The sequence below is a fragment of the Halorarius litoreus genome (genome assembly GCF_024362405.1).
Lineage (GTDB): Archaea > Halobacteriota > Halobacteria > Halobacteriales > Haloarculaceae > Halorarius > Halorarius litoreus.
The window spans coordinates 3670869-3683562 of record NZ_CP101454.1 but is presented as its reverse complement, the minus strand read 5'-3'; the positions used below and the strand labels follow the sequence as shown (position 1 = coordinate 3683562).

General features: G+C 47.5%; 9 protein-coding genes. 4 read left to right on the top strand and 5 right to left on the bottom strand.

Features of this window, described 5'->3' with window-relative positions; all coding sequences use genetic code 11:
• Positions 1 to 1128 (top strand): hypothetical protein, encoded by a 1128-nt coding sequence (locus tag NL126_RS19285; protein WP_255196514.1) that lies wholly within the window; start codon positions 1 to 3, stop codon positions 1126 to 1128.
• Positions 1129 to 1132: 4 nt separating this feature from the next.
• On the opposite strand, the gene NL126_RS19280 is transcribed toward NL126_RS19285, so the two are convergent.
• The 4 genes from NL126_RS19280 to NL126_RS19265 all read right to left on the bottom strand — a co-directional run bounded on the left by NL126_RS19280 (position 1133) and on the right by NL126_RS19265 (position 6215).
• Positions 1133 to 2002, bottom strand: coding sequence for a glycosyltransferase family 2 protein (locus NL126_RS19280; protein ID WP_255196513.1), 870 nt, complete (start codon positions 2000 to 2002; stop codon positions 1133 to 1135).
• 108 nt (positions 2003 to 2110) lie between these two features.
• The gene (locus tag NL126_RS19275; RefSeq protein ID WP_255196512.1) at positions 2111 to 3841 is read right to left on the bottom strand and encodes a DUF2206 domain-containing protein; all 1731 of its coding nucleotides are present in this window, start codon (positions 3839 to 3841) and stop codon (positions 2111 to 2113) included.
• A gap of 14 nt (positions 3842 to 3855) precedes the next feature.
• The gene (locus NL126_RS19270; RefSeq protein WP_255196511.1) at positions 3856 to 5034 is read right to left on the bottom strand and encodes a glycosyltransferase family 4 protein; all 1179 of its coding nucleotides are present in this window, start codon (positions 5032 to 5034) and stop codon (positions 3856 to 3858) included.
• Positions 5031 to 6215 (bottom strand): glycosyltransferase family 4 protein, encoded by a 1185-nt coding sequence (locus NL126_RS19265; protein WP_255196510.1) that lies wholly within the window; start codon positions 6213 to 6215, stop codon positions 5031 to 5033. Before NL126_RS19265 ends, NL126_RS19270 begins: the two co-directional genes overlap by 4 nt.
• A gap of 147 nt (positions 6216 to 6362) precedes the next feature.
• On the opposite strand from NL126_RS19265, the gene NL126_RS19260 reads away from it, so the two are divergent.
• From NL126_RS19260 to NL126_RS19250, 3 genes are all read left to right on the top strand, one after another.
• Positions 6363 to 7646, top strand: a complete 1284-nt coding sequence (locus NL126_RS19260) for a glycosyltransferase family protein (RefSeq protein ID WP_255196509.1) — start codon at positions 6363 to 6365, stop codon at positions 7644 to 7646.
• A 1-nt stretch (position 7647) separates the two neighbouring features.
• Entirely contained in the window at positions 7648 to 9078 is a 1431-nt protein-coding gene (locus NL126_RS19255) for a flippase (RefSeq protein WP_255196508.1), read from the top strand.
• Between the two features lie 123 nt (positions 9079 to 9201).
• Positions 9202 to 10782, top strand: a complete 1581-nt coding sequence (locus NL126_RS19250; protein WP_255196507.1) for an alkaline phosphatase family protein — start codon at positions 9202 to 9204, stop codon at positions 10780 to 10782.
• Between the two features lie 623 nt (positions 10783 to 11405).
• On the opposite strand, the gene NL126_RS19245 is transcribed toward NL126_RS19250, so the two are convergent.
• The gene (locus tag NL126_RS19245) at positions 11406 to 12671 is read right to left on the bottom strand and encodes a glycosyltransferase family 2 protein (protein ID WP_255196506.1); all 1266 of its coding nucleotides are present in this window, start codon (positions 12669 to 12671) and stop codon (positions 11406 to 11408) included.
• Positions 12672 to 12694: the final 23 nt, after the last annotated feature.

Genomic DNA, 12694 nt, shown 5'->3' with positions numbered 1-12694 from the left:
ATGACCTACGTGTACGACGATGCCGCGAACCGGCGACTTACAAATGTTCTCAACTCGCTCACCGACGACCTCGTTGAGCGATTGAATCCCCACACCATACTGTTGACTGGGAGTCTGGGACGTGGGGAAGGAGCGGTCAAACTCAGAGATGAGGGGCTTGACCCCGTCAGTGATTGCGAGCTCCTGATACTTCCCTTAACACCGGTCGGGAAACGAACTGCCGATAGAGTCGTCGCGCCGTATAGAAACACCCATGGAATTGACATAGACGTCTCTGGCGTGGTCAAATCAATCCAACTGTTGACCCCACTTGTCCATCGGATGCGGCCGACAATTGATAACTATGATCTCCGATATGGCTCAACGCTACTCTATGGCCGCGACTATCGCGAGTCGATGCCGTCGTTTAACCAAGAAAATATCCCTCCCTGGGAAGGGTTCCGGTTGGTGTTTAACCGAACGACAAAACTGCTTTCGTCGGAGGTAAATCGAGCGTACTGGTTTGACAAGTTGGTGCTCGCCCTCAGAGATGCTGTTCTCATCTCTGAGGAACGATATTCTCCCTCGTACGACCGGCGACAGCGTCTGTTTGAGATGATAGACCCGCAGGAATTTCCAGTAGACGCGGATACGTATCGGACACTCTGTGAGCAGGCGGCGGACGCCACAGAGCGACGCCGCACCTGTTCATTGAAATATCGATCAAATGAAGAAATTGAACTGCTTATCGGCCTGCTTGAACAGGTACTCGTCTCGCTTGCCAACGTGTACCTTGACGAGTGGCCTACCGACTTTTACTCCTTCAGGCGGGTCTTCCTAGAATGTCCCCTCGCTCAGGATTATAATCGATTCCCGGGCCGGTCGCCGCTTATACAGAATGCGCTCTCCGCTGGGAGGCACCTCTGGGAGTCTCGCGAACGCCCTCAAATGGGCCCTCCAATGACAAACTGGAGCCACGACATATACACCGCGGCGCCGCTTGCGTTCGCAGATCGGTTCGGTTCTGATGGAACGCCGTCACTTCGGAGAGTCACAGAGAGAATCGTCTCGAGATATCATCCTTACCCGCACAGGGAACCGTCTGTGTATGACGCATTCGTGACTTGTTGGCGGCGCTACTGTTGGTAGCAAGTCATCTGACGAACCTCTGAGGGAGAATCTGGTTCAGCGCCAGTTGGTGCCGGTGTAGGTACCGACCGTCAAAGGCTATCGACCTTTCCCGGGGGAGTTCTCCTTTCAATACGGAGACCGCTGCCTCCGCTCGCCTCCGGGCTAGGTTCGGTACATCCTGCAGGTACCAATTCGCTCGGCGGCGGGCGCCGTCCTGACAACCGTATTCCTCGCGCAGTCGCTTGTCTTCCATGATTGCCGCATCGCCCTCCGCAATGCGTTTCCGCTGACTGTGGATCCGATTGCCAGCAACGATCGCGTCTAAGTGTTTGAACGAATAATGGCGGCCGAGCCGAAGCCAGAACTCGTAGTCCATCGAGAGGTGGAGGTTGCGTCTGAGTCGGTTATTCTCGAGCACCTCCGCACGAAAGAACGTTGCAGGCTGTGAGATAACCATCCCCCGGCAAAGACGGTCATAGTCCCAGTCATACTTCCGTCTTATCTTGAATACCGTGCCGGCCGCATCAATGAGGGCGTCGTTACCGTAGATTACGTCGGCATCGGTCTGCTTGAACATCTCAACCACCCTCTCAACCGTGTCTATTGTAAAGTAGACATCGTCGGAGTTGAGCCACCCGATAATTTCGCCCTCAGCCCGGTCGAAGCCTTTGTTGATCGCTTCAGACTGACCGCCGTCCGGCTCCGATGTCCACCGGAGGTCGTACTTCTCCTCTTGTTCAGCGAGGATTTCAACGGTACCATCATTGGAGCCTCCGTCAATCACGTGGTGCGTAATCGGCTTGTATGTCTGTCTTGACACACTTCGGAGAGTGTCTTCAATGAACTCTGCTTGGTTGTACGATGGCGTAACAACGGAGACTGAGAGGGTCACGTATTCTTCCTCATCTTCGTAAGTTCCAAAGCCCGCACCTGTTCCTCATTAGTGGGTCCCCGGAGGGTCTGATTATACGGTCCGTCGGAGCTTGAGTTGTGGTCAAATTCATTCAAATAATTTTGTTGATTTTGTCGTATAAACGAGGTTTTCGTCGACCGTAGAGTTCTGAATCTGTCCAGCATCCCAATAGGTACCACGGCCAATGAATATATCGTACTTTGTGTTTACCGTTCTATACAGGAGCGAGTCCTCGGAGCCCGGTTCAAGCACTGGGGGCGACGTATGAATGTTGTCGACGAGGCTTGGATTTCGATGACCGTACATAACGAGCAACATCGTATCGTCTGTGATCACGCGCCTTTCCGCGTCTAGGTACTCTTCGATCCATCGCGCCGCTCGAACGTCAGTCGGGGCGTTCGCGGTCCGGTAGTACCCTGCGACCTCCCGATCGGCGGCCATCCCAGCGTTGATTCGCGTCTGTGACAGCGAGAGCGACGCTGCGTAGTCCGAATCGTACTCGCCTATCCGGTTATTCGTCTCCATGACAACACGAGTGTTGAACAGGAGAAGGAAGACGAGCAATATGACGAGGGTCCAGCGCACTGTTTTTCGATTGACACCGAATTGCTGACCGACTCTGAAAGCACCAAGTCCAAAAAAGATGGAGATGAAAATAAGTGAGATTTGGTACATTCTCGTGAGCCCCAGAGAAAATCCTCCTAACACCGCAGGTACAATAACGGAAACTGCCAGAAGTGTAAACATTGTTCCGGCGAAAGTGTACTGGCCGAGCGTCAGATCCTCCTCTCTGCGAACTAGCCGGCGCGTGGTACCGAGGAACCCAATGACGATAAGCGCCTGTGACGCGATGTAAAAGTACCGCATTACTTGGTAGCTAAAACTGGGCGTCGCCTGCCCACTCGTCGCGTAATATGTGCCGCTCTTTGAGACGGATCCGAATAGGCCCCCGACCGACTCACTGATTCGGTACCCTAAGAGGACGAATGATCGGAACCCCTCTCCGCTAGTCAGTATTGCATGCCAGGTCACCATTCCGATTCCGAGCATGAGGCCAAAGCGTAATGAGAAGCGGCGCCAATCAGGAGCTAGTTGCGCATTGATTAATCGGGTCACCGTGAGGAAGACGTAAGACGAGAGGTAACCGAAGAGGACGATGTACGGAATTCCGTAGTGGCTTAGCACCAACCCGACCACAGCTAATAGCTGAAGTTGTCTGTCGGCGGTTCGCCTTGCAAGTGATAGGCCGAGGATTGCAATGAACAGGATACTAACCGACTGCTTTATATTTTCCAAACCCGTTGTAAAATAAAAGAAGTACGAGGTGAATAGAAGGGCTGCTGCGTAGCTCACGACGGCGTCATGTCTGTGCCTAGCAGCACGGAAAATGAAAACGGGTGTCAACGCAAAGACAATGGGGTATGCGACCTTGTACGTCCACGTCAAACTCGTTCCTGATATTTTTGTGACGAGAGCCGCAAGGAGCGTGACTGGGAGAAGTGCGTTCATCTTCGGATTGATCCCCATGTCAAAGTTGAGGGACCCTCGGCGAATGATTTCCTGAGCGTGGTAGAGCTCAAACGCAATGTCCCTCCCGAATAAAAACTCAGTGGCGAGTGCATTGTGATAGAGCAGGAGAAGCGAGACGGAGAACAGTGCCAGTACCCCAACCGAGTCGGACAACTGCTCAGTCAGGGCGAGAAAGACGACCGGTGACAGGCAAATCAAGATGATGGCGATAAAGAGCGGTGCAGTGACCTTGAACTGGGGAACGGCAAGTATACTGGCGACCCCGAAACAAAACATCGCGACAGTCATGCGAAGCACACGGCTCATGTACGCTTACATACCTCTTGGTAAATATTTTCAACTCGATCAGCGATTGTGGACCACTCGTACTTCGGAGCACGTGCCACCGCCCACGCTGCGTCGCTTAGGCGAGCTATTTCTGTCTGGTCACTAAGGACGGACCGAATCTGGTCGGCCAGAGCGTCTTTATCCGCGGGTGCTACGACGTACCCAGTCTGGCCATCAGCGACGACATCAGAGACGCCACCGACGTCGGTCCCGATTACAGGGGTACCATTCGCCATCGCTTCCAAGTTTGTCAACCCGAAAGACTCGTGGTTCTCCACAGACGGGAGGACGAACAAATCTGCGGCGTTGTAGTAGTGTGGCTTTATTTTCTCGTCAACGAACCCTTCAAATCGAACGTTGTCATGCAATCCGTTCGCAGCGACATGTGACTGGAGGTCTGACCGCAAGGGCCCGTCACCGGCGACCACAAGCAACGTTTCTGGCATATGGGATACAATGTCTTCCATCGCCCGCAAGAGTACGTCAGGTCCCTTCTGTGGCACCAGCGCGTTGAGGTAGAGGATGACTGGTCGGTCTGGATCGATGTTAAGTATCCTTCGTGACTTCTCAGGTACACAGCCAGTAGTCGATGGATCAATATCGATGCCATTCGGTACCACTCGGACTTTTTGCCGATGTGAGGCCAATAGAGAACTGTTAATAAATTTTTCAGTTGGTGAAACCAGTACATCAGCGCTTCTTACTATCGACCTCACTGCTCTTTTGTACAGATGGACACCCGCCCGTCTGGCCGGTGAGCCATAGCCTGTCGCTTCGGGCTCGGCGTGATAGGTCACGACCGAGGGTGTGCCATGAACTCGTGAGTACACCGACCCTACGATGTCCATGGGGGGAGACGGGGCATGAATATGGATAATGTCATATCTATGGAAAAATGGCAGCAATGCCCCACTATAGGACAAGTTTGCATTTGCTACAGAGCCCAGTGAACCGTAGTAATAAACGTCGAATGGCACACTACAATTATATCCTCGCTTAGCCTCCGTGGTCGTTAAAACCTCAATGTTGTGTCCCCTCCGGTCCATTTCGTGTGCAAGGTTGTACGCAACGACTGCCGCGCCACCGACAAACCGATTCGGTTCGCCAGAAGCGTTAATTTCTGGAAACGACGTGAAAAAATACCCTATGTTCATTCTTTTTCAGCTACCACGGCTTGGTAGATCTCGTCGTAGGAGTCGTAAACTGTCTCCCAACTAAAATCATAAGACTTGGAAACCCCAGCAGCGGCAAATTCCTTACGGCGCTCTTCGGACATCACGAGGTCTTTGAGTGCGTCAGACAAGCGCCCGATGTCTCCTGGGGGGATAAGCAATCCGTTCTCCTCGTTATGTATCTGAAGTGGGATGCCGCCGACTTGGGAGCCGATGACTGCCGTCCGCGCGGCCATTGCTTCTGTGACCACCATGCCAAACCCTTCCTCGAACGACGGAAGAACGAATACATCCGCCTCCGCATAGAGCGACCGGAGTTTTGCCTCCCCAACGAATCCATGAAAGTTGACATGGTCTACGAGATCTTCCTGCTTTATCAGGCTCCTAACCTCCGCGTAATACTGCTCGTCGATATCAGTACGCCCAGCGAGTCCGAGTTGCATTTGGTTACGTACTGGCTCCTCAAGGTCTACAACAGCCTTAACAAGTTCTTTTACACCCTTACGTGGGGTTATCGTCCCGACGAATAGTACGTCTACGGGGTTCCCATCCAATGCTTGATCGGCTCGAAACCGCTCAACATCTACCCCGTTCGGTACGATCGACAAGGAATCGGAGTTGACACCCTCATTAATAAATGATTGTTTCATATTGTCGTTTAGGACAACAGTCCGGGCCGTACGGTTGGCTAAATATACGTCTGGGGAGAACCGCCGTTCTGTGATTCGATCTTTGACTTCACCTAGATGAGCGGTGTAAACAATGTTTGTCGCTAGCCAAGGGAATAGTGTAACAAGGACGTTAGCACCGAACGGAAGATGGACATGTATTATATCATAATCAAGACGACGAAGAAGTTGGTACGCGGATACAGCAAAATTACACCGGTCGACAACTAGTTTGGCCGTTCCCGATATGGAGCGAACCTGTTTATAGGGGATATCCTGCCAAGGCGTGCTAGAACCTGTGGAGAGGTCAAGGCGCCTGAACTCTACACCAGAGTCTGTTTCCTGCTCTGGGAGACCATTCCAAGCCCGTTCAATGACTTTGACGTCATTTCCATTCAGTACGGCCTGCTTTGCTAGATTCCACACAACCTTCGGCACGGAGCCGTCTTCTCCGTAAATTTTTTCATGCCCGTCATAGATGTGGATTATCTTCATAATGACCTCAATTCATAGCAGTTTAAGGTAGTACCCATTTTCGACTGCATTTTTAACAAGATAGCGCCTTAACATTATGATGGTTCCGACTTCCACGCATTCTCAATCTCCGTATTTTATATCTTCTTGCGATTATAACAACGAGGCATGTTCGGAAATTCTTTAACTCTGTTGGGGTATCTCTCAAATGGCTTTAAGATTAATATGTACGGTACTATTAATGAGATCTTGGATTTCGTGTCGAGGAGGGACCTCCACGAAACTATCGATGTATTGCGCCTGAAGGGATATCGGAGGCTCTCGGGCTATCATGTGCGTTCAAACACAACCAGAAAATCAAAGGGCCGTGTGTTATTATCATATATTTTAGATCCGTTTTTCATTCCGGAAAGTTCTTCTCTATATTTCCGACACCAAAACAAGTGGGAAGCTTGGGCAATAACGCAAGCTTTCAACGAACTCGGGTATGATGTTGACCTTTTTCAATACGACGCTGTAGATCGACGGCCTGAAAGCTACGAGAATTATGATATATTGTTTGGGATGGGTCCAAATTATGAGCGATTTTCATCAAGAGTCGATCAAAATACTCACAATATTTTTTATGGGACCGGGAGACATTGGAAGTTTCAAAATTCATCAGAAATCAGGCGTTTAGATCGATTACAGAAGCGCCGCTCTATTCGTTTATCACCAAAAAGACAGATCTCAGAGATCTCTCACGAGCGCTTTACAGATGCCATCCTTGCGATTGGTGATGAGGGGACGGTTCAGACATACAAGAACAATACGAATGTACAATATATCGAATCAATTATGAATTCAATCCCTCATATAAAAGCACCAATATCATCTCGTGGTTCTAGGGTAGAGTCAAAATCTAATTTCCTATGGTTTGGAGGTTCTGGTCTCGTTCATAAAGGGTTAGACCTAGTGCTTGATGCATTTTCGCCAATGGATGAGTGTGACCTGTATGTTTGTGGTCCAATTGACTCAGAAAATGAATTTAAGAATGCGTACCATGAAGAGCTTTTTAATACGGATAACATTCATACCATCGGAAAGGTGAATGTGGAGTCTAAAAAATTCAGAGAGATATGTGGGAAATGCTCTTTTCTGATTTTCCCCTCCGCAAGTGAATCTGGATACCCTGGATCAGTGGCAGTGTCGATGCGGTTTGGTGTGATTCCTGTAGTCCCTCCGCAAGTGGCAAATGATCTTGGCGACTGGGGGATCCGGCTACAGGGTACTCAAATTGATACAATACGACAAACATGCATCTCATGTTCAAATCTTCCAGACTCAGAGGTGCAAAATATGTCCGACAATGCGATTGTCCGGTCTAAAAACATACACAGCCAAATACAATTTGCTGAAAATTTCAAGAATACAATGTCAAAATTGCTCCAACAGCTAAATTCTGACGGCTAAAATGGATATCGAAAAGAGCAGTTCTATACTGTTTATATCCAAGATAGTTACGACTGGTATTACCTTTATTGCCATCTTGTACTTCTCGAGAGAATTTGGACCGAGTCAAATTGGAATCTTTTTTCTATTCCAATCCCTCCTCAACTTGATTAGCGTACCTACTGACCTAGGGATTCGAAGCGCAACAGAAAAGCGAATCAGTGAGGGCATGGATCCAAGATCTGTTTTGGGAACTGCCATAGTAAGCAAGATATTGTTACTTTTTATCGCTACTATCTCAATTCTAATTTTTAGGGTAAAAATCAACGATTATATTGGCCATCGGTTGGCATATTTTCTAATTGTCGGGTTAATCCTTCACGAGGCAACGGAGCTTCTCACAGGTGTACTCAAAGGTGAGCTAAGAGTTAGTCAAACTGCTCTATTAGAATTTATAAAGCAAACCACTTGGGTTGGTGCTGGTGTCGGACTATCCCAATTTGGCTTAGAAGGTGCCGGGATGGTATATGCTCTGATTATATCTCTGGGCTTGACCTCGATATTTGGAGGATTCCTAATCCATACTCAATTGGCTTGGCCTAGGTACAGTGCTTTACTTTCACTAGTTCACTATGCAAAGTACAATATTATTGCCATCATTGGCTCACAAGTCTACAACTGGATCGACGTGGCAATTATCGGCTACTTACTTACTAGGACATCCGTTGGAATCTACGAAGTAACTTGGAGAATCAGTGCAATTGCCATTTTATTCAGTAAGTCATATACGGCAACCACGTTCCCTGTGATGAGCCAATGGTTTGAAAAACGCCGCTTTAATGAAATACAACACTTACTTACCGATAGTATCTCCTATGGCGCGTTGCTTACTATACCTGCATCATGCGGTGTTATACTCTTATCAACTGAACTAATTCATTTTACATTCGGGAAGGAATATCTGCCTGGAGCCACGGTACTGGTGATTCTAATGATTAATCGCTTGGCCGAATCGCTGCAACTTACGTTTCGAAGCGGTCTCCAAGCAATAGATCGCCCGGACCTTGCTGCGAAAGCTGCTCTATTAGGTACCTGTTTAAATATATTGCTTAATATAATGTTAGGTATGACTTTCGGGCTTGAAGGTATCGCCGTCGGTACCCTGTTATCAATGGTACTAGGCGGTGTAATTCTTAATTTCTATTATTTAAATAGTCACATTAGTGTAATAATGAACAAGTCCGAAATTGGCTGGATTTTGATATCCTCTGTTGGTATGTCTATTATCATTGAAACATACTTAATGTTCTATAGCATTGAATCTACATTGGAACTTATTACATTTATATTTTGTCTGACAGTTATATATCTCTGTCTTATGTATCCGCATCCATCATTACGACACAAGATAGCTGCGATCGCCTTCCAGGATGTTAAAAATACAGAGGCTTAAACCATAAGTCAATACCTGCGGTGTAGAAACGTGGCTAAAACTACCTCATCGGTTTTTTATATATAGAATAATCACAATTTAATAACCAAAGTTTTTAAAACATTCCCGTCATTTTTGGGTATTATGAAAACCCTTGTGATCGGTTTAGATGCTGCTACTTGGTCGGTAATCGACCGTCTATTAGAGGATGATAAGCTACCAAACTTATCAGGGCTTATTGAATCTGGTTCATCTGGTGTCTTGCGTTCGTCTAACCCTCCAATGACTCCGCTCGCTTGGACTTCGATAGCAACGGGGGTGAATCCTGGAGATCATGGCATCTATGACTTTTTAGAAATAAACGATGGAACGTATAATATAGAACCCACTGACTACAATAGCAAAAATCTAACTCCAGTTTGGGATATCTTGAATACTTACGACCTAAATGTTGGGGTTATCAATTATCCAATGGTTCGTCCACCGGATCATGTTGAACCATTTTTTATTTCTGGTATTCCTGCACCTGATAACCAAAACTTGGCTTACCCTGAAGAGGTGCAGAAAATTATTGACGATAATGGATACAAACTATATCCAGATGTAAATCCGCATGATGGGTTGAAACGATATTACCATGAATTAGATCGGGTTACAGAAAGCCAAGGTCGGCTCACACGTGAATTAATGCAGCGGTATGAATTAGATGTTCTCTTGTCTGTATTTATGACACTCGATTGGGCACAACATTATCTATGGGATTTCCAAATCGAAGGGCAAAATGCGGTGGATCTGTTGTATATGAAATTAGATGATATCATTGGGCAGTTCCTGGACGATATTCCTGAAAATTGCAATATAATTGTATTATCAGACCATGGCGCAAAAAGAATCAAGGGGAAAATACATTTAAACAATGTGTTTGAAGATATGGAATACCTTACACGAAGGTCAACATCTAGTAGCTCGGCGATAGATGCTTTACAGAGTATGTGGGAACTCTTGGTCAAGTCTGTAGATAATTTGCCACCGCGAGTTAGGCATTTATCAAAGAAAGTAATTCCTGACCAGGTGATTAGTTCAATTTGGGGAGAGCATGAACAGCAGAAACTTGGGTCAAGAATCGAATGGTCTGATACGGAGGTATTCTCATTCGGATATATGGGCAGAATATACATTAATAAGTTGGAAGCTTTTCCAGACGGGACTGTTGCTCAGGAAAACGTTGAAAATGTTATCGATGAAATTCAAGAACGGCTTTTGTCCTTAGAACATCCCAAAACAAACCAACCACTGATCGATGATGTGGTGCGGAAGGAATCTTTATACTCTGGGGATAATATGTGCACAGCTGCAGATCTAATTATTCAACCCAAAGACTGGGAATATTCCTTTTACGGTGATTTCGGTTCTGAATGGTTCGAAGATCCTCACCTCCGCGTCGCTGATCACGACCCAGAGGGAGTGTTAATAATGTCTGGGGAAAGATTAGAGCAAGGAAATGTACAGGGTACTGTTAATGATATAACTCCAACGCTTCTACACCTTCATGATATTCCCCTTCTAGAAGGGTTTGATGGTCATGTATTACCCGGAATACTGGATCCCGGTGAAAGCCCAAAAATCATCGAACAATATGAGATCGATGACGAACGTATGCCTAACAAAAACTTTGAAGACGATTCCTCTGTAAAACAGCGGCTGAAAGACTTGGGCTATATGTAAATATTGTTCTGGTGTATTGATGTGTCGATATGGTGGGTACTACATGAAACTAAAGTATGTCCCAACGGTATAATTTGTTCTGGATCGGGAATGATGGCATTCGACACCAGTGGTTGAATAAAAAATCATACAATAATTGTGAACCTCCACCCACTAGTACTCGCCGATACACTTAGGACTCAGGCGGAATGATCGGTTCTAGCATGAATAAAGCCTCTGCAAAAATGTGCGTACTAAATCAACTCTTTTCCGACCCCCCGTTTGAACCGTGAAGATATTATCTGGTGTCTGATATTACTTCCTACGCCGCTTTCCTAGTTCACCAAGCTGTAATCAAATAGAATCTCCTCTCATTCAAGGTCTAACTTATATATCGTGATAATTGAAGGCAACTTGCACTTTTTGCTTCCGCATATCGCGAATAAACACTCGAATCCCTGAGTGGCTTCGCCGACACAACACTGTTGAACTCATTGAGAAACTTTGTAAGCAGAGTATTTTCCGATCTACATTGTGGCGCTGGAATCAACCCAAGGCTGATTCCGCCTTCGAGTAATATACCTTCGCCTATGTCTGCCTTATCTGAGTGTCCCAATTCCAATATTAAACCCTCCAACTAAATCTTAAGTCCTGTTCTCCGCAATCATGCTCAAGAAAAATGCGTAAAACACCGTCTGGACACCTAGGATGACAGCCGTCACAGAGATGATGGTGATAACAACGTTAGGAGAAATCGAAAATCCACTCCCTACCCATACCCACGTACAGTATGCGAGGCCCAATGCCCCGAAGGCAAAGAATCCAAGACCGAGTGTCGCGCCATGCTGGAGTTGGAAGTTTCGGTTGACCCAACTCGTGACCGGGTCTTTTGGTTTCTGAATCGGATTCGTCGCGATAGAACTGAAGATAGACAGACTACCTACCTGATACCCTACGATAATGAATAGGCTTCCAGCTATTGCGGTGTGTGTCCCCAGAAACACCCCTTCAACAGGTTGCTGTAGCATCGAGATAAACATCAGACACACTCCAATAATACCCATCCCAATCGCTGGGCCTGTAAACAGGTAGCTGGGCGCGTTTTGAAGCATGAACTTCACGTGTCGCCAGCCATCCTGGAAGCTTTCTAGCGTTGCCTCGCCTTTTCGTTCGTGATATGTGATTGGTACCTCGGCAATATCAAGATTCTTCGCTCCTGCCTCCATAATCATCTCGCTGGCGAACTCCATCCCCGTGGTCTGAAAGTCTAGATCTTCCAGCACCTCCCGATTGAAGATGCGGAACCCGCTGTGGGCGTCACTGACATCCGCTCCATAGAAAGCGTTGAGGAACCACGTGAGAAGCGGGTTCCCTATGTACTGGTGAAGTGGAGGCATTGCGCCCGGTTCGATTTCGCCTTCTAGACGGCTCCCCATAACCATATCCGCCCCGGTCTCCTCCAACTCGCGGAGCAAGCGTGGAATCTCTTCGAAGTCATACGTCGTATCAGCGTCCCCGATGACGATATAGTCTCCTCGAACGTGGTCGAATGCGTACCGGTACGCGTAGCCGTAACCGTCCCGATCTGGGTTAATAACGACACATCCCTGTTCGCGAGCAATCTCAGGGGTACGGTCCGTTGAGTCGTCGCTGACGATTATCTCCCCGTAAACTTGTAATTCTTCAAGTGCGGTCTTGATCTTGACAATACACTCCTCGATACCATCCTCTTCGTTGAGCGTCGGCATTATGACCGAAATTGTGGGTGTACGGTTGCTCCCCTGTTGGAGCAAGAGCTCATCCCCTGAGTGACTCTGTTGCTCGTGGTCTGTAGGTTGCTCGTGTCCGTTCGTCGCTGTAGCCCTTAACCCGAGGTTGCCGGTGTTAGTTGGAATGCTGTTTTCGCTCATCTCCCCACCACACATATTGTAAT